The sequence below is a fragment of the Phytohabitans maris genome, from assembly GCF_031085175.1.
Taxonomy (GTDB): domain Bacteria; phylum Actinomycetota; class Actinomycetes; order Mycobacteriales; family Micromonosporaceae; genus Phytohabitans; species Phytohabitans maris.
Genome location: NZ_JAVHUY010000030.1, coordinates 16,241 through 36,787 on the forward strand (window position 1 = coordinate 16,241; position 20,547 = coordinate 36,787).

Annotated in this window: 19 protein-coding genes; 9 read left to right on the forward strand and 10 right to left on the reverse strand. The window is 72.3% G+C overall.

What is annotated here, in order from left to right:
• The first annotated feature begins 27 nt into the window (after window positions 1-27).
• Entirely contained in the window at window positions 28-837 is an 810-nt protein-coding gene (locus RB614_RS27975) for an HAD family hydrolase (RefSeq protein WP_308715639.1), read from the forward strand.
• A 441-nt stretch (window positions 838-1,278) separates the two neighbouring features.
• Here RB614_RS27975 and RB614_RS27980 read toward each other — a convergent pair whose 3' ends face one another.
• On the reverse strand, window positions 1,279-1,764 hold the full coding sequence (locus tag RB614_RS27980; RefSeq protein WP_308715640.1) for a PH domain-containing protein: 486 nt from the start codon (window positions 1,762-1,764) through the stop codon (window positions 1,279-1,281).
• 22 nt (window positions 1,765-1,786) lie between these two features.
• On the opposite strand from RB614_RS27980, the gene RB614_RS27985 reads away from it, so the two are divergent.
• Window positions 1,787-2,632 carry an NAD(P)-dependent oxidoreductase gene (locus RB614_RS27985; protein WP_308715641.1) on the forward strand — a complete coding sequence of 282 codons (846 nt, stop codon included), beginning with the start codon at window positions 1,787-1,789 and terminating at the stop codon, window positions 2,630-2,632.
• On the opposite strand, the gene RB614_RS27990 is transcribed toward RB614_RS27985, so the two are convergent.
• Entirely contained in the window at window positions 2,619-3,347 is a 729-nt protein-coding gene (locus RB614_RS27990) for a Fic family protein (RefSeq protein WP_308715642.1), read from the reverse strand. The two genes, RB614_RS27985 and RB614_RS27990, sit on opposite strands and share 14 nt — an antisense overlap.
• Before the next feature lie 286 nt (window positions 3,348-3,633).
• Here RB614_RS27990 and acs point away from each other — a divergent pair, with 286 nt between their 5' ends.
• The 3 genes from acs (at window position 3,634) to RB614_RS28005 (ending at window position 8,901) form a co-directional block, all read left to right on the forward strand.
• Window positions 3,634-5,595, forward strand: a complete 1,962-nt coding sequence (gene acs, locus RB614_RS27995) for an acetate--CoA ligase (RefSeq protein WP_308715643.1) — start codon at window positions 3,634-3,636, stop codon at window positions 5,593-5,595.
• A gap of 381 nt (window positions 5,596-5,976) precedes the next feature.
• On the forward strand, window positions 5,977-8,352 hold the full coding sequence (locus tag RB614_RS28000; RefSeq protein WP_308715734.1) for an immune inhibitor A domain-containing protein: 2,376 nt from the start codon (window positions 5,977-5,979) through the stop codon (window positions 8,350-8,352).
• Window positions 8,353-8,595: 243 nt separating this feature from the next.
• Window positions 8,596-8,901: a hypothetical protein gene (locus RB614_RS28005; protein ID WP_308715644.1), complete on the forward strand. Its 306-nt coding sequence runs from the start codon at window positions 8,596-8,598 to the stop codon at window positions 8,899-8,901.
• Here RB614_RS28005 and RB614_RS28010 read toward each other — a convergent pair.
• The gene (locus RB614_RS28010) at window positions 8,879-10,099 is read right to left on the reverse strand and encodes a C45 family peptidase (RefSeq protein WP_308715645.1); all 1,221 of its coding nucleotides are present in this window, start codon (window positions 10,097-10,099) and stop codon (window positions 8,879-8,881) included. The two genes, RB614_RS28005 and RB614_RS28010, sit on opposite strands and share 23 nt — an antisense overlap.
• Before the next feature lie 86 nt (window positions 10,100-10,185).
• On the opposite strand from RB614_RS28010, the gene RB614_RS28015 reads away from it, so the two are divergent.
• On the forward strand, window positions 10,186-11,094 hold the full coding sequence (locus RB614_RS28015) for an alpha/beta fold hydrolase (protein ID WP_308715646.1): 909 nt from the start codon (window positions 10,186-10,188) through the stop codon (window positions 11,092-11,094).
• Between the two features lie 85 nt (window positions 11,095-11,179).
• Here the strand turns inward: RB614_RS28015 and RB614_RS28020 are convergent, their stop codons facing one another.
• The 5 genes from RB614_RS28020 to eccB form a co-directional block, all read right to left on the reverse strand.
• The gene (locus tag RB614_RS28020) at window positions 11,180-11,545 is read right to left on the reverse strand and encodes a hypothetical protein (protein ID WP_308715647.1); all 366 of its coding nucleotides are present in this window, start codon (window positions 11,543-11,545) and stop codon (window positions 11,180-11,182) included.
• A complete protein-coding gene (locus RB614_RS28025; RefSeq protein WP_308715648.1) occupies window positions 11,542-14,931 on the reverse strand; it encodes an SseB family protein in 3,390 nt (1,129 codons plus the stop codon). The genes RB614_RS28020 and RB614_RS28025 overlap by 4 nt, the downstream gene beginning before the upstream one ends.
• Before the next feature lie 256 nt (window positions 14,932-15,187).
• Window positions 15,188-15,478: a WXG100 family type VII secretion target gene (locus RB614_RS28030; RefSeq protein ID WP_308715649.1), complete on the reverse strand. Its 291-nt coding sequence runs from the start codon at window positions 15,476-15,478 to the stop codon at window positions 15,188-15,190.
• Between the two features lie 17 nt (window positions 15,479-15,495).
• Window positions 15,496-15,813, reverse strand: coding sequence for a WXG100 family type VII secretion target (locus RB614_RS28035; RefSeq protein WP_308715650.1), 318 nt, complete (start codon window positions 15,811-15,813; stop codon window positions 15,496-15,498).
• A gap of 149 nt (window positions 15,814-15,962) precedes the next feature.
• On the reverse strand, window positions 15,963-17,225 hold the full coding sequence (eccB, locus tag RB614_RS28040; protein WP_308715651.1) for a type VII secretion protein EccB: 1,263 nt from the start codon (window positions 17,223-17,225) through the stop codon (window positions 15,963-15,965).
• A gap of 79 nt (window positions 17,226-17,304) precedes the next feature.
• On the opposite strand from eccB, the gene RB614_RS28045 reads away from it, so the two are divergent.
• From RB614_RS28045 to rarD, 3 genes are all read left to right on the forward strand, one after another.
• On the forward strand, window positions 17,305-17,682 hold the full coding sequence (locus tag RB614_RS28045; protein ID WP_308715652.1) for a phage holin family protein: 378 nt from the start codon (window positions 17,305-17,307) through the stop codon (window positions 17,680-17,682).
• A 69-nt stretch (window positions 17,683-17,751) separates the two neighbouring features.
• Window positions 17,752-18,192 (forward strand): GNAT family N-acetyltransferase, encoded by a 441-nt coding sequence (locus tag RB614_RS28050; RefSeq protein WP_308715735.1) that lies wholly within the window; start codon window positions 17,752-17,754, stop codon window positions 18,190-18,192.
• A 67-nt stretch (window positions 18,193-18,259) separates the two neighbouring features.
• Window positions 18,260-19,165: an EamA family transporter RarD gene (rarD, locus tag RB614_RS28055; RefSeq protein WP_308715653.1), complete on the forward strand. Its 906-nt coding sequence runs from the start codon at window positions 18,260-18,262 to the stop codon at window positions 19,163-19,165.
• Window positions 19,166-19,168: 3 nt separating this feature from the next.
• Here the strand turns inward: rarD and RB614_RS28060 are convergent, their stop codons facing one another.
• Together RB614_RS28060 and RB614_RS28065 are read right to left on the reverse strand one after the other, a co-directional pair.
• The gene (locus RB614_RS28060) at window positions 19,169-19,894 is read right to left on the reverse strand and encodes a zf-HC2 domain-containing protein (RefSeq protein WP_308715654.1); all 726 of its coding nucleotides are present in this window, start codon (window positions 19,892-19,894) and stop codon (window positions 19,169-19,171) included.
• The gene (locus RB614_RS28065; protein WP_308715736.1) at window positions 19,891-20,385 is read right to left on the reverse strand and encodes a sigma-70 family RNA polymerase sigma factor; all 495 of its coding nucleotides are present in this window, start codon (window positions 20,383-20,385) and stop codon (window positions 19,891-19,893) included. The genes RB614_RS28060 and RB614_RS28065 overlap by 4 nt, the downstream gene beginning before the upstream one ends.
• Window positions 20,386-20,547: the final 162 nt, after the last annotated feature.

Genomic DNA, 20,547 nt, shown 5'->3' on the forward strand with positions numbered 1-20,547 from the left:
TACGCCATCCGGCTAGACTGGCGCGTCGTGGGCCGGAGTGCCGCCTTTTTTGACCTGGACAAGACGGTGATCGCTAAGTCGAGCGCTTTGGCGTTCGGCCGGCCTTTCTACCGGGATGGGCTGATCACGCGGCGCGACGTGGTGAAGTCGGCCTATGCGCAGCTGATGTTTCGGCTGGGCGGCACCGACGAGCAGAGCATGGCGCGCACCCGTGACTACCTGGCCGAGCTCTGCAAGGGGTGGCAGGTCGACCAGGTCCGGCAGATCGTCACCGAGACGTTGCACGAGCTGATCAACCCGTACGTGTACGCGGAGGCAGCCGCCCTGATCGAGGAGCACCAGGCGGCCGGGCGCGACATCGTGCTGGTCTCCGCGTCGGGCGAGGAGATCGTGCGGCCGATCGGCGAGTTGCTGGGGATCGCCGACGTGATCGCCACGCGGATGACGATCGAAGACGGGCGGTACAACGGCCAGGTCGAGTTCTACGCCGCCGGCCCGAGCAAGGCCGCCGCGGTGATCGAGATGGCCGAGGAGCGCGGCTACGACCTGGACGAGTCGTATGCCTACTCCGACTCGGTCAGCGACGCCCCGCTGCTGGAGGTGGTCGGCCACCCCACGGCGGTCAACCCGGACCGCATGCTGCGCCGCCTCGCCACCGAAAACGCCTGGCCGGTGCTGGAGTTTCGCCATCCGATCCCGCTGGGCCGGCGCCTGCGCGAGCGCCCGGCGGTGCCCGTGGCCGCGGCCGCGATCGGTGTGGGTGTGGGGGTCGCGATCGGCATCGCGTGGTACGGCCGGCATCGCCGCACCCGCACCACCAGCACCGAAAGCGGCTGAGCCGCACCCCCGCCCACGCCACGTCTGTGATCGAAGCTCCCCTCAAGTCGTTCTAGCTACTTGAGGGGAGCTTCGATCACAGGCAATCACCCCGGCTCCGGAAGCTCTCTAGTCACCCAGCGTCACACAATCCTGCGGAACCCTAGCGATCAAGAGCGGAGCGGCGTAGAACAAGGGGTGCGGACCCCGCCTCGCGGGCTCCGTGCACGGCCACCGGGCACCCACGCGCGACCAGCCGCGGCAGGCGCGTTGCGGCGGCACCGTTGAGGACCGCTGACAACGACTTTTGAGGTGCACGCTTGGTAACCCGGATGGACGTGTGGTGACGGCGCCTCTTCCTGAGGCGCCGTCCACGTGTCTGGCGTCGGACGGGCTTGCGCGCCGGGATGCCGCGGGAGGCGCCGGCCCACGTCCCAGAGGATCGATTCCGCGCGGAAGGGCCTAGGCCGGCGCCGGGCGTAGCGCGGCCGCGTGGCGCTCGCGCAGGTAGTGGTACACCTCGCGGAATGCGCCCGGCTGGTTGTGGAAGTCGACGCCCTGCGCCCACAGCGACGTCGGCACGTCGGCCCCGTCGGTCCGCTCGATCAACACCGTCATGCCGCTCGGGATCTCCAGCCGCCCGAGGCGGTGTGCGGCCTGGTGGAGGCGGATGTGCTCGACCTCACGCCAGGCCATCGTGCGGGAGCGGAGCAGCCCGCGGACCCGCATGCCGTACTCACTGACGTAGACGCCCATCCGGGCGATCCGCCAGCAGCCCAGCACCCACAGGGCGGCGAGCCCGAGGCCGAGCGCGACGACCGGCAGGCCGCCGAGCTCGAAGAGCTCGACCGTGGTCCAGCCGAAGATCGCCAGCGCGGCGAGCTCCCACACCATGATCAGACGGCGGCCCCGACCTGGGGCGTAGGGCCGCAGCCATCGAAAACTCACCCGCCAAGGCTAGCCTCCGCTCATGGTGATCGGGATCGTGAGTCCGGGCTTCATGGGGGCCGCTCTGGGTGGCGCGTTGCGTGACGGCGGCGCGCGGGTGGTGACCACGCTCGCCGGCCGTTCGGCGCGGAGCGGACGGCTCGCCGAGGCCGCCGGCCTGGAAGTGCTGCACACCCTCGACGACGTGCTCGGCGCGGCCGGGGTCGTCCTGGTCGTCACGCCGCCCGGTGCGGCCACGGCTGCGGCCCGGCAGGTGGCGGCGGCCGCGAGTCGTACCGGGGCCAGTCCGCTCGTCGCCGACCTCAACGCCGTCGCGCCCACCACCGTGGCGGCGATCGAGGCCACGCTCGCCGGCGCCGGCCTCGACTTCGTGGACGGGTCGATCTCCGGGCCGCCGCCGACTACCCGCCCCGGCGCCCGCGTCTACCTCTCCGGGCCGCGGGCCGGCGAGATCGCCGCCCTGCCGTGGCGGGACGTCCGGCCGGTCGTCCTGCCCGGCCCGGCCGGCCAGGCCAGCGCGGTGAAGATGTGCACCGCGAGTGTCTACAAGGGAGTGACAGCGGTCGTCGCCCAGGCGATGCGGACGGCTAGCCACTACGGCGTACTCGATGCGGTTTTGAAGGATCTTGGTGATGCGGCCGATCCGGGCGCGGTGGCCCTGGCCGCGACGAAGGCCGGCCGGTTCGCCGAGGAGATGCGGGAGATCGCGTCCGCGCAGCGCGCGGCCGGACTGACCGCCGCGCTTTTCGAGGCATTTTCCGAGGTGTACGAGGACATCGCCGCGACCGACCTGGCCAAGGGCGACCCGGAGAGCACCTCGGGGGACGCGCCGCCCGCGGAGGTGGCGCGACGGCTCAGGAGGCGGTAGTCGACGCCGCGTCTTCGAGCTCCACCGCCGCGACCTCGACCGCCTGGGCGTAGTGCCGCAGCCAGGAGCGCAGGCCGTCGGGCGTGCCGGTGGCGAAGGCGTTGGCCGCGCCCACGTACTCCGGCTCGCGGGCCAGGTGCCCGGCGTCGACGGCGAGCAGCCCGCGCGGGTCGAAGCCGCTCGCGATCAGCATGAGCCGTGCGGCCGCCCGGGCCACCACGCCGGACGGGCCGGCGAAGGGGCGGAGGGCGAGCAGCTCGGCGTGTACGACGGCGGCGAGCACCAGCGGCGGCACCTGGCTGCCGCCGGCGACCAGCTCCATGAGCGCGTCCAGGCGGGGGCCGGGCGCGTTCGGGCGGCCCAGCGAGGCCTCGTCCACCACGTCGCGCGCGGCCAGCACGTGCAGCCGGGCCAGCACCTGCCGCGGCGCGCCCGGCCACCGCTCGGCGAGGCCGCCGAGAGCACCGGCGACGCGCAGCGCGCCCTGCACCACGGGGTCGGTGACCGTGCCCGCGCGGACCGCCTCGCGCTCGTACGCGTACCCCTCAAGGGCAGCGCTGGCCACCGCGGACCGGAGGCTGACCTCGGCCGCGACCTGCCCGCCCTGGCGGCGCAGCGCGCGGTGCCGCATGGCGGCGTCGGCCCGGTCGCGCGCGGAGGTCACCGCCTCGCGCACACCGGCGAGTTCGAGAAGGGGAGCGAGCGGATCAGTCACGGTCGCCAACGGTAACCGGCGTGACCGGGAGTGCGCGGAATGCACCCGCACCTGCTCAGGACTGTTCGTAACAGGCCCGAAACGGCAAGATATGCGCAGGCGCTCCCGGCCGCCGCAACGATCGCCGCGCTCGGCGATGGATCCAACCCGTGCGGCGGTGGTCGGATCGCGCCCGGATTAACCTCACAACGGAATACCGAGACTGACGTCACACCCGCAGGAGGCGCCAACTTATGAGGGAGCGAATCATTAGGCAGAGCGCGCCCGCAGCGAAGCGAGGACGGCCATGAGCGAGACCTTGGAAAACCTGCTGCAGGAGAACCGCCAGTTTCCGCCGCCGGACGCGCTCGCCGCGAGTGCCAACGTCACCGCGGCCGCATACGACGAGGCGGCCGCGGATCGGCTCGGCTTCTGGGAGGCGCAGGCACGCCGGCTGAGCTGGGCCACGCCCTGGGAGAGCGTGCTGGACTGGTCCAACCCGCCGTTCGCGAAGTGGTTCGTGGGCGGCAAGCTCAACGTGGCGTACAACTGCCTCGACCGCCACGTCGAGGCGGGGCGGGGCAGCAAGGTGGCGATCCACTGGGAGGGCGAGCCGGGCGACACGCGCACGATCACGTACGCGGATCTGCACCGCTCGGTCTGCCAGGCGGCCAACGCGCTCACCGACCTCGGCGTGACCGCGGGTGACCGGGTGGCGATCTACCTGCCGATGATCCCGGAGGCGGCCGTCGCGATGCTCGCCTGCGCGCGGATCGGCGCCACCCACAGCGTGGTCTTCGGCGGCTTCTCCGCCGACGCGCTCTCCGGTCGCATCCAGGACGCCAGCGCCAAGGTCGTGATCACGGCCGACGGCGGCTACCGGCGGGGCAAGCCCTCCGGGCTCAAGCCGATCGTGGACGAGGCGGTCGCTCAGTGCCCGACGATCCAGCACGTGCTGGTCGTCCGCCGCACCGGCCAGGACGTCGCCTGGGGCGACAAGGACCTGTGGTGGCACGAGACGGTCGAGCAGGCCAGCCCGGAGCACGAGGCGCAGCCGTTCGACTCGGAGCACCCGCTCTTCATCCTCTACACCTCCGGCACGACCGCGAAGCCCAAGGGCATCCTGCACACCACGGGTGGGTACCTCACCCAGGTCAGCTACACCCACCACGCGGTCTTCGACCTCAAGCCGGACACCGACGTCTTCTGGTGCACGGCCGACATCGGCTGGGTGACCGGCCACTCGTACATCGTGTACGGGCCGCTCTCCAACGGCGCCACCCAGATCATGTACGAGGGCACGCCGGACACCCCGCACAAGGGCCGCTTCTGGGAGATCGTGGAGAAGTACCGCGCCACGATCGTCTACACCGCGCCCACGCTCATCCGCACGATGATGAAGTGGGGCGAGGACATCCCGGCCAAGTTCGACCTCTCGTCGCTGCGGCTGCTGGGCAGCGTCGGTGAGCCGATCAACCCCGAGGCCTGGATGTGGTACCGCAAGCACATCGGCCGCGACACCTGCCCGATCGTCGACACGTGGTGGCAGACCGAGACCGGCGGCATCATGATCTCGCCGCTGCCGGGTGTTACCGCCACCAAGCCGGGCTCGGCGATGACCCCGCTGCCGGGCATCAGCGCGGACGTGGTCGACGACCAGGGCGAGTCGGTGCCGAACGGCGGTGGCGGCTACCTGGTGCTGCGCGAGCCGTGGCCCTCGATGCTCCGCACGATCTGGGGCGACGACCAGCGCTTCGTCGACACGTACTGGTCCCGCTTCGACGGCATGTACTTCGCCGGCGACGGCGCCAAGCGGGACGCCGACGGCCACCTGTGGCTGCTCGGCCGGGTCGACGACGTGATGCTCGTGTCCGGCCACAACATCTCCACCACCGAGGTGGAGTCGGCGCTGGTGAGCCACCCGAGCGTGGCCGAGGCCGCCGTCGTGGGCGCGACCGACCCGACGACCGGGCAGGCGATCGTGGCGTTCACGATCCCGCGCGGCCACGTCGACAGCGAAGGCGACGCCGGCGAGGCGCTCATCGCCGAGCTGCGCAACCACGTCGCGAAGACGCTCGGCCCGATCGCCAAGCCGCGCCAGATCATGCTGGTACCGGAGCTGCCGAAGACGCGTTCCGGAAAGATCATGCGGCGGCTGCTGCGGGACGTGGCGGAAAACCGGTCGCTGGGCGACGTCACCACGCTGCAGGACTCGACGGTCATGGACCTGATCGCGTCGGGCATGAAGACCGGCAAAGACGAGGACTGAGCACCGCGGGTAGGCGCGCCGGGGCTTGGACCGCGAAGGGTAAGGCCGCGGGAGCTACGGTCTGGACCACGGCGGACATCGCGGTAGCTCGAATCTTTGCCTTTGAATGGATCCTCCGGACAAGGCGTGAAAGGGTGTCCGGCGCGATAGGACGCAAGAGATATGGGCGGGGTCGATGCGACCCCGCCCATCTTTTTATGACATAACGGGCGCGCCAATCAAATAGACCATCCGCAAACTCTTCCCAGCGTGCACTCGACTGTTTAGGTTTCACTCTGGCCCCAAACGTTTGGGCCACCCCATACGGACGTCTCCGGCCGCCAACCCCGCGGTCCTGTGCCGTCCTACAAACCGGAGGTACCACTCGTGCGTAAAGTCATGGTGGGCCTGCTCACCGTGTCGCTCGCCTCGGGCATGGGCGTCTCGCTCGGCCCGTCGGCGCTCGCGGCACCGCCGGCAGATACGCCCGCCGCGGCCCCGTCCAAGGGCGACGCCCCTCGCCGGGACGAGCTCCCCAACCCCCTGGAAGACAAGCGACGTGAGCTGCGAGAGCAGGGCCTGACCGACGTCCTCAGTGGACGCGCCAAGCCCGAGGCGCGCAACGGCAGCACGGTCGTCAAGGTGGGCCAGTCGGATGGCACCGGTCCGCTGGCCAAGAAGAGCGGCAAGAACGGCAAGAAAGACCAGTACGTCGAGCTCGCCCGGGAGAAGACCGACCGGATCTTCGTGATCCTGGCCGAGTTCGGCGACGAGCGGCACCCGGACTACCCGGACGTCGACAGCGACCCGACCGTGCCCGGCCCGCAGCGGTTCGACGGCCCGCTCCGCAACCAGATCCCCGAGCCCGACCGCGCGGTCGACAACTCGACGGTGTGGCAGGCGGACTACAACCAGGACCACTACCAGCAGCTGTACTTTGGCACCGGTAAGGGCGTCGAATCGGTCAAGACCTACTACGAGGCGCAGTCCTCCGGTCGGTACAGCGTCGACGGTGAGGTCACCGACTGGGTGAAGGTCCGCTACAACGAGGCCCGGTACGGCCGCGACGTCTGCGACGTGTGCGACGGCCGCAACCCGTGGAACCTCGTGCAGGACGCCGCCAACCAGTGGGTCGCCGACCAGAAGGCGGCCGGCCGCACCGACGCGGAGATCACGGCGGACCTGAAGTCCTTCGACCAGTGGGACCGCTACGACCACGACGGCGACGGCAACTTCAACGAGCCCGACGGCTACATCGACCACTTCCAGATCGTCCACGCGGGCGGCGACGAGGCGGACGGCGACCCGTGGCAGGGCGAGGACGCGGTCTGGAGCCACCGCTGGTACGCCTTCGTCGACCAGGCCGGCATCACCGGTCCCGCGACGAACCCGCTCGGCGGCACCCAGGTCGGCAACACCGGCGTCTGGATCGGTGACTACACCGTGCAGCCGGAAAACGGCGGCCTGAGCGTCTTCGTGCACGAGTACGGGCACGACCTCGGCCTGCCGGACGACTACAACATCAACAACGGTGGCGACAACAACAACGAGCACTGGACGCTGATGGCGCAGAGCCGCCTCTCCGCCGAGGGTGAGCCGCTCGGCACGCGCCCCGGTGACATCGGCGCGTGGAACAAGCTCCAGCTCGGCTGGCTCGACTACGAGACCGTGGTGGCCGGGCAAAAGCGGACGCTCAACCTGGGTCCACAGGAGTACAACAGCGCCAAACCGCAAGCCGTGGTGGTGGTGCTGCCCAAACGGGCACGGACCATCGACAACGGCGCACCGTTCGAGGGCGAAAAGCAGTGGTTCTCGGGTAACGCCGACGACCTGCGCAACTCGCTCACCGCACCGGTCGACCTGTCCGGCAGGTCGGCGGCCGCGCTGACCGCCAAGGTGCGCTACGGCATCGAGGCCGGCTACGACTACCTCTACATCGAGGCGTCGGAGGACGGCAGCGCCTGGACGCCGGTCGGCGGCACGGTCGACGGTCACGCCTTCAGCAGGGACAGCGCGGGCCGGCCGGCGATCGACGGCGAGAGCACCGGCTTCGCCGACGAGCAGTGGGTCGACCTGTCGGTGCCGCTCGACGCGTACGCGGGCAAGGCGATCCAGCTCCGCTTCCGGTACGTCACGGACGGCGGCGTGGCCAAGGGCGGCTTCTACGCCGACGCGATCACGGTCGCCGCGGACGGCGCCACCGTGCTGAGCGACGGTGCGGAGGGCGACGGCCCGTTCGTGCCGGCGGGCTTCACCGCCCTGCCCGGCTCGGAGATCCGCTACTACGACAACTACTACATCGCCGGTCACCGGTCGTACGTCCAGTACGACAAGTACCTCAAGACCGGTCCGTACTTCTTCGGGTACTCGTCGAAGCCGGACTACGTCGACCACTACGCGTACCAGCAGGGCCTGCTCGTCTCCTACTGGGACACGTTCTACGGCGACAACGACACGTTCGACCACCCCGGCGAGGGGCGCAACATGATCATCGATGCGCACCCGCGCCCGTTCTACAACATCCAGGGTCAGCCGTGGCGGGCCCGGATCCAGGTGTACGACGCGCCGTTCAGCCTCACCAAGGCCGACTCGTTCACGCTGCACGTGGCCGACAAGCCCTCGTACATCCGGGGTCAGGACGCGCAGCCGCTCTTCGACGACACCAAGAAGTACTGGTACGAGGAGCTGCCGAACCACGGGGTCAAGCTGCCCGCGGTCGGCGTGAAGATCCGCGTGGTGTCGGTCGACGGCACCTCGATGAAGATCCGCATCTCCTAGCGCGGTGTCCTCACCGGGTGGCCAGCGGCCTTCGCGCGCTGGTCACCTGGACACCGCACCAGCTCGCCGCTGACGGGGCCCGGCTCTCCTGGAGCCGGGCCCCGTTTCTCTGCGCCGGAACCCCGGCCCACCGCCCGTCGTCTGACTGGAGTGGCTTTGCGGAAACTTGGCACGCTGGCGGCGGCGCTGCTCCTGCTGGCCGCATGCGCGGACTCGCCCGGGCCCGCGGGAGACGGAGGAGCCGTGAGCGAGCCGCCGCTGAGCTCGACCAGTCCCCCGACGGTGCGCCCGCCGACCGCCCCGCCGGCGTCGCCGAGCGACCCGCGACCGCCCAAGAACGTCCTGGTCGGGCGGGTCACCCGGGGTGGCAGCGGCCCCTGCTACGGCATGGAGACCGACGACGGCAAGCAGTACGCGCTCTACAGCGACGCCGGGACGTCCCTGGAGGTCGGCACCACGATCCGGGTGGAGGCCGCCCCGCTGCTCCTGAAGATCGACTGTGGCCCGGGCGAGCCGCGCAGCGCCGTCAGGATCGAGCGAGTCGGGTAAAGCCGTACTTGTTGCCACACGGCGGTCCCTCCGCCAGCCCGAAGCGCCGCTCGTCGAGGTCGAGCAGCACCGAGTAGACGGTCTCGGCACGTTCGAGCGGCTCGTCCCGCTCGTCCACGTGCCGGCAGATCGCCATCGGATAGCCGCCGTGGTCGCGGAAGATCGCTTTCAGGTCGTTTTCGTGCACCTTGCGCTGGGCGACCACCGCCCCGAGCAGCCGCCGGGCCCGGGCGCCGCGAAACAGTGACGCGCCGCCGAAGTCCCGCTGCCGATCGCGTACCGGCAGCGCGGTCTCGATGTGGTTCGCGTGCGTGATGTACCCGTCGACCGGGTGCAGCCAGCCGATGTCGCCGGGCACCACCTCGACGTCGATGATCTCCCCGCCGTACTCGCCCGCCCTGCCGGCCTGGCCCAGCGTCCCCGCCTGGCCCAGCCTCCGGGCCCCGGCTTGACCCAGCGTTCCGGCCCCGGCTTGACGCAGCGTCCCGGCTTGACGCAGCGTCCCGGCTTGACGCAGCGTCCCGGCCTGGCCCAGCGTCCCGGCCTGGCCCAGCAGGAGGTTGAGCGACGCCCCGCGTGGGGTGCGTGCGGCCACGCGCAGGGCGGCGCCGAGGTGGTCGCACTCCAGCACCGCGCGGAGGAGCACGTGGTACGGCACGAGGCCGTCACGCGCCCCGTCGCGGTCCGAGCCGAGCATGTTGAGGCACACGCCGAGCCCGGCCGAGTTGAGCCCCGCCTTGGCCAGCATCCCGGCCTCGGCGAGCGTGATGACCTCGAAGCCGTGCTCGTCGCGGGTCTGGAGCACGACCATGGCCTCGCGCTGCGCCGGATGCCAGTCCCAGTTTTGCCCGAGCAGCGTGGTGCGGCTGGTGGTGTGGGTGTCCAGCACGCCGATCGAGGTGCAGCCACCGTCACCGTCGTACGGCGTGCCGTAGATCAGCTCGGTGCGGCCGTTGAGCGCGTACAACTCCTCCGCGTTCGCCCCCGCGCCCTCGGCCACCCCGTCGAGCATCGCGGCCACCCGCGGCAGCAGCTGGGTGGAGGCGCGGCGGAAGGCGGCACCGGCGGCCCGCACGGCGGCAGCGTCCAGCCCGGCCTGGTCACGGAATCGTTGCAGGTAGAGGCGGACGTTGGCGGCGATCAGCGGGGCAGCCGCGGCACCGTACGCCGCGCCGCACTCGCCCGGGGTCCCGGACACGGAGATCACTGAAATCGGCAGGGTCACCCCTCGACCGTAACGGCGCGTCGGGGCAGGTGGCGCGCCCGGACCGTACGCTGGGCCGCATGGATGATTCTTGCGTCCTGGTGGACGGGCCCTGGACGCACCGTTTCGTGGGGGCCAACGGCACCCGCTTCCACGCCGTCGAGACCGGCACCGGCCCGCTGGTGCTGCTCCTGCACGGGTTTCCGGAGTTCTGGTGGGCCTGGCACGAGCTGCTGCCGGGCATCGCCGACGCCGGCTTCCGCGCCGTCGCCGTCGACATGCGCGGTTACGGGGCGAGCGACAAGCCCCCGCGCGGCTACGACGGGTACACGATGGCGGCCGACGTCACCGGCCTGATCCGGGCGCTCGGCGAGCGTTCCGCGGTGATCGTGGGCACCGGCTTCGGCGGCATGCTCGGCTGGACCGCCGCCGCGTTCCACCCCAAGATGGTGCGGCGCCTCGTCGTCCTCGGCGCCGCCCACCCACTGCGGCTGCGCGCCGCGCTCTTCGCCGACCCGCGCGGGCAGTTCTCCGCGTCGGCAAACACGCTCAAGTTTCAGATCCCCCGGTACGAGCACGCGCTCACCCGGGACGACGCCGAGCTCGTCGGCGTGTTCCTGCGCCGTTGCGCTGGACCGTCCTGGTTGGACAGCGCCGGATACCCCGACTACGAGCGGCGGTGCCGCGAGGCGATGCAGATCCCGCAGGCGGCGTTCTGCGCGCTGGAGGCCTACCGGTGGGCGTTCCGCTCGGTGCTGCGCCTGCACGGGTACCGCTTCGTCAAGGCCCTCCAGCAGCCCCTCGTCACGCCGACGCTGCAACTGCACGGTGCCGTCGACAACGCGATCCTGCCGCGCACCGCGCAAGGCTCCGGCCGCTACGTGATCGCCCAATACGAGTGGCGCCTCCTCGACGGGGTCGGCCACTTTCCGCACGTCGAGGCCCCGGAGACGGTGCTCGGCGAGATCCTCCGCTGGGTAAAATCCTAGAAGAGCCATTGAGCTACCGCGATGTCCGCCGTGGTACAGACCGTCGCTCCCGCGGCCTCACCCTCCGCGTTTGGTCACCGTCCCTTTAGACGCGGTGCTCGCGCAGGTCGGTTACCTCGTTGGCAGGGGCCCAGCCCTGGTAGACGCCGAAGTCGAACTCCTCCAGGCCGAGCGCCTGCGCCATCGGCCAGCGGCCCCCCGTGTACTCCACGCGCAGCCAGGTGTCGTGCTCGGCCAGCACGATGAACGGCTCACCCTTCCAGGTGCAGGTGGTCCGCACGTACGCCACGTCTTCGAGCTCGGCGAGCGGCAGCACGCGGACGAAGCGGCCCGGCCGCACCTGCTCGAAGTCGTCACCCGGCCCAGGCTGGTAGAGGCGCATGCTTTCGCCGTCAGGGCTGGCCTCGTACTCCCGCCCCCGCCAGCGGGCCACGTAGCCGTCGCGCATCATTCGTCGCCCACCTTTCGCCAGGTGGGTGCGTCGGCGTCGAGGAGCGCGACCAGCTTTTCCGTACCGTCCGCCGCGATCCGCCAGAGCTGGGCGCCGTGCGGCAGGCGGGCACTGTCCACTTTGAACTCTGCGATCACGTCGCCGCTGTCGCTGGGCGCGAACCCGTTGCCGCGGAACGGTGCCCGCTCGATGACCCAGCCCTCCATGGCGCGCATGGCCGGCTCGTTCTGCCCGCCGTACGGGATCCGGTAGAGGCTGGGACGGTAGGCCGGCCACCGCAGCACGTAGATCTCGTCGGCGTCGCGCTTGAACGCCGAGCCCGCGTAGCTCAGCCCCAGCGCCGCGTACACCTTCGCGGGTGTGTCGAGGTGGGCGACCTCGTTGGCCCGGTGGACGAAGCCGGATACGCGGTCGTAGCCCCGCTCGACGTAGTAGTCGACCTGGCTCGGCGCGACCGCCTTTTGCATCATCGTCGGCTGGTTGGGGTCCGGCGTGGCACTCTTCTTGACCGGGCGGGAGGCCGGCTCGATCTCCTCGGTGTCGCCGCCCAGCCCGACATCGGCCGCCCAGTTGGCCAGCGCGAGGATCTGCACGCCGGGCAGCTTGGCCCCGACGGGCGTGCTGGGGTTGACCGCGAACGACCACGCCGGGTCCGGCCAAGCCTTGATGAGCTGCATGAACTTGACGTCGATCGTCTCGATCGTCTCGCCGAGGTGGTCGCGGAGCCGATCCACGGAAGTGAAGACCACCACGTAGGGCTCGCCGTCGATCGTCTCGGTCAGCCACGCGAACCCGGGCTCGCCCGGCCGTGTCCCGTCGGCCGAGACCGGCGACACCGGCAGCAGCACCTTGGCCAGCAGCAGCGTCGAGAGGAAGTTGTCGGTGCTCCCCTCGGCGGCGGCCGCCAGCAGGCTCTTTTCGACGTCGTTGGACGGCTTGAAGTCGGGCGGTGGCGGCTGCGGCGGCTGTGCCGGGGGCGCCGGCTCCCGCTGCGGCGGCACGCTCGCGGCGGTCACATCCCACGGCTGCGTGGGCGTACCGGTCGCGTTGGGATCCCATGCTTGCGTCGCGGGTGGGGTGTCCCAGGGGCGCGGCGCTCCCGCGCTCGTGCCGTTGCTCGGTGGCGCGCTCGCCGGCCGGACGCTGGTGGACGCCGCGCCGGCCACCTCCCCGCCGCCGAAGGACGGGCTTGTGCCCGGTCCACTGGCGGAAGCCAGGCCCGGCCCCTGCGCACCGGTGGAGGCGGTGCCGGCCGCCTGCGGCGATCCGGGGGTAATCGGCGGGAGGTTGGCGCCGATGGGCCCGAGCGGGATCGCCGGCCCACTGCCCGCCACCCGCCGCGGGAGACCGCCGCTGCCACCCGCGCCGCCGCCGCTGCCACCACTGCTCGCGCCGCCGCTGCCAGCCGCTCCGCCGCCGGCACTACTCGCGCCGGCACTGCCACTCGCGCCGCCGGCACCGCCAGCCGCGCTGCCGCTGCCAGCCGCGCCGATGCTGCCAACCGTTCCGCCGCTCAGGCCCGTGGGCAGGTCCGGCACCGGCGGCGGTGGCGTGGCCGCGAGGGGCGAGACCGCGCTTGGGGGCGGGCCACCCACTCCGGCGGCTCCGCCAGCGGCCGACTGTCCGGCCGGCACCGCGGACCGGTAGCCGGCTCCGCCTGCGCCGCCGCTGAGGCCGCTCGGCCCGGCCGCGCCCGCTGCGGCCCCCGTGAGGCCGCCCGCGGCCCCGGTGAGGCCGCCCTGGCCCGCGCCGCTCAGCCCCGTGCCGCTGAGACCACCCGGCTTGGCACCGCCCTGGCCCGTGCCGCCCAGGCCCGCACCACTCAGGCCGCTCTCGCTGGGAACGATCTCGCCCGAGATGCTATCGCCGGCGGTGCTCCCGCTGGGGAAGCCCTCTCGGACGGTGCTCTCGCTGTGGGTGCTCTCGCGGCCGGCTCTCTCGCTCGGGAAGCTCTCTCGGGCGGCGCTCTCTCGGGCGGCGCTCTCTCGGGCGGCGCTCTCGCTCGGGGCGCCGAAGCCGCGATGGCCGGCACCGCTGGGGCCTGGGCCGCCGTGGCCGCCCTGCTCACCGCCGCCGAACCCGGCGCCCCGCGCTCCGCCGCCAAACCCGCCGCCGGCACCACTCAAGCCGGACCCGCTGGGGTTTGCGCCGCCCTGCTCCGCGCCGCTAGGGCCGGCACCCGCCTGCCCGAAGCCACCCGAAGCGCTCGGCCCCTGACCGAAGCCACCCGAACCGCTGGGACCCTGACCGAGACCGCCCGAACCACTCAGGCCAGCGCCCGAACCGCCCTGGCCCGCCTGCCCGAAGCCGCCCGCGCCACCCGCGGCGCTCGCGCCGGCGCCGGGACCGCTCTGCCCGAATCCGCCCTGACCACCGCCAGGGCCGCCGGGGCCGCCGAACCCGGGGCCCGCGCCGGTGCCGCCCGGTCCGCCCGCGCCCCCAAAGCCACTCGCCCCGGGGCCACTCCCCTGGTCGAAAGCACTCGGTCCGCCGAAGCCACCCGACCCCGGACCGCCGGCCCGATCAAAGCCCGACCCGGGCCCACTGCCACGGTCGAAGGCGGTCGGGCCGCTCTGGTCCGCGCCAGGACCGCCCTCGCGCGGGCCGCTCGGGGCGCCGTCGCGCGTGCCGGCAGGGTCGAAGCCGCGCGGGCCCGCGGGGTGGAGACCGCGGTTGCCGGTGGGATCGAAGCCACCCTGGCCGTCCGCGGCGGGAGCGCCCGGCTCGGGGCCGCGCAAGCCGCCGGCTCCGGGCACGCCGAGACCACCCGGGCCGCCCGGGCCCGCGGTCGTAAAGCCGTTTTGGGCGGGCGTCGCCAGGCCACCAGGGCCGGCCGCGGTCAGGCCACCGGCACCGGCGGCGGCAAGGGTGCCCGGGGCGGGGCTGGTGGGCTCGGAGCCGGGCGGTGTGATGCGGCCCGGCACGACGGCGGTGGCCCGGGCGCGGGCCGCCGACTCGGCCTTTTCCAGCCGCGCGCGGGCGCCCATCGAACGCCCGGGCAGCCGCACGTCGCCCCGTGCGAGCTGGGTCACGAACCACGCCGGCAGATAGCCCTCGATCGGCAGGCCGGGGTTGACGGCCAGCCACCACTCGAGGTTGGGCCAGACGGCGGCCAACTCCTGATATGCCATGCGGCGCGCCGAACCCGCGTTTTCCGCCAGGCACGCCTGCAGCGCGATGCCGGACGTGAACGCGAGCACGTGCGTGCGCCCGCTGGTGGTCCAGGTGCCCCAACCGACCGGCGTCTGGCCGGCGATCGAGTCAGCGGAGACCGGCAGCAGCAGCTCGGTGCGCGCGAGAATCCGGAAGTACTCCTCCTGGTCGCCGCCGCGCAGCGCGTCGCGCATGGCAGCCTCGGCCTCGGTGGCCGGCTCCCATTCGGTCACGGCCACCTCCTCTCCACCGAACAGGCCACATGCATCGCGTACAACCTACAAGGTAAGAGCAAGATCACAATGGCCGGCTTGTATCGGGAACCGCCTCCTGGACACCGACACCGCCAACTTCTCACCCTCGCACGTGGCGCCGCCCGCCGGCAGTCCCCTCCCACCGGCCGCCGAGCCACCCCGCAGACCCGGAGCGCCGCTCCGTGTGATCGAAGCTCCTAATGACTGCTAACGACTGAGAGGAGCTTCGATCACACTAGAAGCGGCCGGCGGCCCGGCGCTCGGTGTCGTGGTAGTCGGCGGCGCTCTCGTCGACCGCCACCTTGATCTCGCGCAGGATCGCCTGCAGGTCGCGTGACGCGCGGCGCCACGTGGCCTGGCGGGTGTCATACGCCTCGCGGGCGGCCCCCTCCCAGCTGGCGACCAGCGGCGCCGCGTCGCGCTCCAGCTGGCCAAGGTGGGAGTCGAGCAGGCCGAGCGCCCGCTGGATGTCGGTGCTGGCCTGGTGCAGGGCGGCGAAGTTGACCACCAGCCGGCTGTCACTCATCGGACACACTCCTCGACTCAGAGCGGCAGGTCGATGCCGCGATGGGTGGCGGCGAGCCGGCCGGCGGCCTGGTCGTCGGCCGCGTCATAGCCCCGGCCGGCCGCCCGGAGCGCGGCCGCCGTCTCGCCCAGCGTGCGCTGGATGGCCGCCTGGTCGTCCGCCCACTCGGTCTTGACCTGCTCGAAGGAGCGCCCACCGGCGCCCTGCCACGCGCCGCGCAGCACCTCCAGCTGGCTCATCAGCGCCTTGAGCATCGCGTCGAGATCACGATTGACCTGGTCGAACTTCGCAGCGGTGCGCTCCAGCACCGCCGCCTCGGCTTCGGTGCGATCCATCAGCCACCCCCATCGATGCGACGACCCACCGAAGGTAGCCACTGAGAACCCCACCGAAAACCCCCTGTGGATAACCCCGCGCCCACAAGCTGTTTGATCAGGGACTTGGTGGAGCGACGCGCCGCCCGACACGCCCACCCACTCCCTGATCAACTGCCGGGCAGGGGGGCGCGGGCTCGTGCGGGGTCTAGCGGGACGCCTTCGGGGATCAGGGCGACTACGGCTGCTGGGAGCGGGAGGGGGCGCACGTCGCCGTACCCGAGGAGAGCTGGCACCTCGCGGCCGGACATGGCGTGCCGCCGCCCGCGGTCGGTGACCAGATAGACGGTGTCGGCGGCCTCGACGAGCGCCGCCCCGCCGGGCGGGACGACGACGCCGGTGCGGGGCACGGACCCGCCCACCCGCACGCCGGCGCCGGGTGCGGTGGCGCACACCGTCGGAGTCGGGCCGGCGAGGGGTGGGGTGGTCGGCGGCAGGCCGGCCAGGTCGAGCGCGGCCAGCCGCGGGAGGTCGGCGTACTCGCCCTGGGCAAGCCGCACCGGCTCGCGCTGGTCGAGGTCGGTCAGCAGCAGGTCGGCCTGGAGTTGGGTGATCGGGGCGAGGCCGCCGGGCAGGGCCACGGCGTACTGGCGGCCGCCGTCCTGCGACTCGATCACGAAGACGTCGCCGACCGCCGCACCCGGCACGCCCCGCGCGTCGCCGCCCGCGCCGGCGATCGGGATGCGGGCCAGGTCGGCGCCGGCCGGGAGGGCCGCCAGCAGCGCCGGCGCCACCGCGACCGGCCGCTCGGCGGTCCAGCCCAGGGCGGAGAGCACCAGGTCGCGGTCGCGCAGGAGGTGGCGGCGCTGCTGCCAGACCAGGTGGAGGTCGCCGCCCGCGCGGACCAGCAGGCCGCGCTCGGCCAAGGGCGCATCGCCGGCGGCGGCGCCGACCAGCACCGCGGCACTGTCCGATGTAGAACACACGGTCCAGGGCGCGGTGGTCAGGCGCCGCGGGTCGGGCACGGCGTCGGGGGCGTTTTCGATCCCCAGGGGTACGCCGCGCGGCAACCCCTCGATCGATCCTTGCGACACCAGCACGGTCTCCACGCCCGGCCCGAGGACGAGCAGGGCCGACGCGTGGTTGGGCACCGGATGCAGCTTGCCCTCGCGGTAGACCAGCCGCGCGCCGGTCTCCTTCTCCACCAGCACCGCCGGGCCGCCGCCCCACCGCGGGGTGGCCGCGCCCACCACCGTCCCGTACAGCGCGACGGCGCCCACCGCGATCGCCGCGACCAGCACGCTCGCCACCGCCGCGCCGGCGGCCCGGGGAAACGGCGAGCGGCCCGGATCGGGGTCACGCAACACCAGGGCGGCCACGACACGCTGCACCAGGAACTGGTGCGAATGGAGCTGATCCTGACGGGACGACACGCGCACCCCCAATGACCACGGGCGCCAAACACGCTAGCGGGCCACACGTGTTGATCGCTGTCCCTTAATATCGCCGGCCATGGGCATCCTCATCCGGCTCGCGGTCAGCGCCGTCGCGCTGTGGATCACTACGGTCATCGTTCCCGGCATCACGCTCTCCACCGACTCGGTCGGTGAGGCGGTCCTCACACTGGTGGTCGTGGCGGCGATCTTCGGCGTGGTCAACGCCGTGCTCCGGCCGATCATCAAGACCGTCGGCTGCGCGTTCTACGTACTCACGCTCGGCCTCGTGGCGATCGTCGTCAACGGCGCGCTCTTCCTGCTGACCAGCTGGATCGCGGGCGAGCTCGACCTGCCCTTCCACGTCGACGACTTCTGGCCGAGCGCCGTCGTGGGCGCCCTCCTGGTCGGCATCGTGAGCTGGGTCCTCAACGCGCTGGTGGGCGACAAGGACTGACCACGGGCTGGGAATTGGCCGGCGACCAGGGCGGACCGTCGAGATAGCGTCGGAGCCGTGCCGACGATCATGCACCCCGACGGGTACGTCTTCTCGCCCGATCCGGCCCTGGTCGACGCCGACCTGGTCTACGCCTGGCTCTCCACGGACGCGTACTGGGCGGTCGGCCGGCCCCGCGAGATGGTCGACCGGTCGTTCGCGGGATCGCGGCTGTTCGGGGTCTACCGGCCGGAGGGCGACGGCGGCGGCCAGGTGGCGTTCGCCCGCGTGGTGACCGACGGTGCCACGTTCGCGTGGCTCTGCGACGTCTACGTCGACCGGGCCGTGCGCGGCCGCGGCCTGGGCACCTGGATGGTCGAGCAGGTGCGCGACGTGCTCGGCCGCCACGGGGTCCGCCGCATCATGCTCGCCACCGCCGACGCCCACGCCGTCTACGCGAAGGTCGGCTTCACCCCGCTGGCCGAGCCGGACCGGTGGATGGAGTACCGCCGCCCCCAGGTCGAGCAGTGAGCGAGCGAACCATCAGGCACAGCGCGCTTGGAGCCTCGAGGCCGCCCGCAGCGAAGCGAGGACGGCCTTGAGCGAGCTCCGGCGCGGATACCTGTTCGGCATCGGGGCGTACACCCTCTGGGGCTTCTTCCCGCTCTACATCCGGGTGCTGCTGCCCGCCGGCGCGGTGGAGATCCTGGCCCACCGGGTGGTGTGGTCGGTGGCGTTCGTGGCCCTGCTGCTCACGCTGGTCCGCCGGTGGCGGTTCCTGCGCGAGCTGGCCCGCCGCCCCGGCCGGCTCGCCGGCATCTGCCTGGCCTCCGCGCTCATCGCGGTCAACTGGGGCATGTACATCTACGGCATCAACTCCGAGCACGTGGTGGAGACCGCCCTCGGCTACTTCATCGGCCCGCTGGTCATGGTGCTGCTCGGCGTCGTCGCGCTGCGCGAGCGGCTCAACCCGGCGCAGTGGACCGCGGTCGGCATCGGCACGCTCGCGGTGGCGGTGCTCACCATCGACTACGGGCGGCTGCCGTTCATCGCGCTCACGCTCGCCGCGAGCTTCGGGGGGTACAGCCTGGTCAAGAAGCGCCTCGCCCTCCCCGCCGCGGAGGGGCTCCTGGTGGAGTCGGCGGCCCTCGCCCTGCCCGCGCTGGCCTACCTGGCGTGGCTGACCGCGCGCGGCGACTCCACGTTCGGGCAGGGGGCCGGGCACACGGCGCTGCTGATCGTGGCCGGCGCCGCCACCGCCACGCCGCTGCTGCTCTTCGCCGGCGCGGCCAACCGGGTCCCGATGACCGGCATCGGCATCCTGCAGTACATCGCGCCGATCCTCCAGCTCGGCTGCGGCGTACTGATCTTCCACGAGCCGATGCCGCCGGCCCGCCTGGCCGGGTTCGCGCTGGTGTGGCTCGCCCTCGTCGTGTTTACGGTCGACGGGCTGCGCACGGCCCGCCGCCGTACCCCCGAGCGGGAGCCCGCGCTGGCCGGCTGAGCGCTACGGGACCTTGTACTCCATCAGTGGCGTGCCGTCCTTCTTGGTGAGCGCCAGCCGGGCCAGCTGATCCGGCGAGAAGCTCGTCACCGCGGGGAAGACCTCGTCCGCTCCCGGGGAGACCGACCACGAGCCGATCTCCTCCTTCTCGCCCTCCGAGTCCCACGCCATCAGCCGGTACGTGTACGTCTTGCTCTGCCCGCCCTGCGCCGGGTACGCGCAGTGGACGGTGACGCGGGTGCCCCACTTCGTCGGCGTGAGGCCGACCTCGGCGGTGATCGGCAGCTCACCCACGACCGACTTCATCGCGACCATGCGCGGTTTGACCGGGCCGGGCGTGGTGGCCTGTGCCACGGGTGGCGGCTGGGTGCCGGCCGAGCTGCCGTCGCGCAGGATGCCCGCGCCGAAGCCGGCGAAGAGGGCGAGGCAGGCGGCGGTGAGCAGCGAGCCGGCCGTACGCCACCGGCGCGCGGACCGCTCCTTGCGGCGCACCTCGGTGACGGCCGAGAGCAGGTCCGGCATGCGCGACTCCGCGGAGGGCGCCGAGGCGATCTGCTCCAGGCCGGCCGGGTCGAGCCTCCCCAGGAGACCCGGCAGTACGGCCACCTCACCGACCGCCTCGCGGCAGGTGGGGCACTCGGCGAGATGGCGCTCGTAGGCGGCCCGCTCGCTCGGGGACAGGGCGCCGAGCACGTAGGCACCGCTGTCGTACGCGTAGTCGCACCTCATCTCGTCACCCCCATCTCCTCCAGGACCAGGCGCAGCGAACGCAGCGCGTAGTGCGTGCGGGACTTCACCGTGCCCGGCGGTACGCCGAGCCGGGTCGACGCTTCGGCGACCGAACGCCCCTCGTAGAAGCACTCCACGAGCACCTCGCGGTGCGACGCGGAGAGCCGCCCGAGCGCCTCGGCCACGGTCCACGCCTCGACCGCCCGGTCTGCCTCGTCCACCGCGGGCGGCGGCTCGGGCAGCTCGTCCGTGACGATCTCCCCGACCCGGGCGGAACGCCGCCGCCACGCGTCGATTGCCAGGTTGCGCGCGGTGGTGAACAACCAGGCCCGCACCGAGCCCCGTTGCGGATCCAGCGCTTCGGGATGCCGCCACGCGCGCAGCAGCGTCTCCTGCACAAGGTCCTCGGCTCGTTGCCGGTCGCCCCCGGCCAGCCGGAGTGCGTGAGCGAAAAGTGCGTCGCCGTGCTCGTCCTGCAACGCGCGCAGCAACTGGGCATCCTGGTCGGTCAAGCCACCCCGGCCTCCTCTCGATCAGTCTTACGCAGGGATCGTCCGGACGGTTCACTCTGTACCCGCCGCGGCGGTGTTCACCTTCCGTTAATACAGGGGCTGAGCAGCGCTCATGGGCTCCTCTTAGCGTCCGGCACGCGT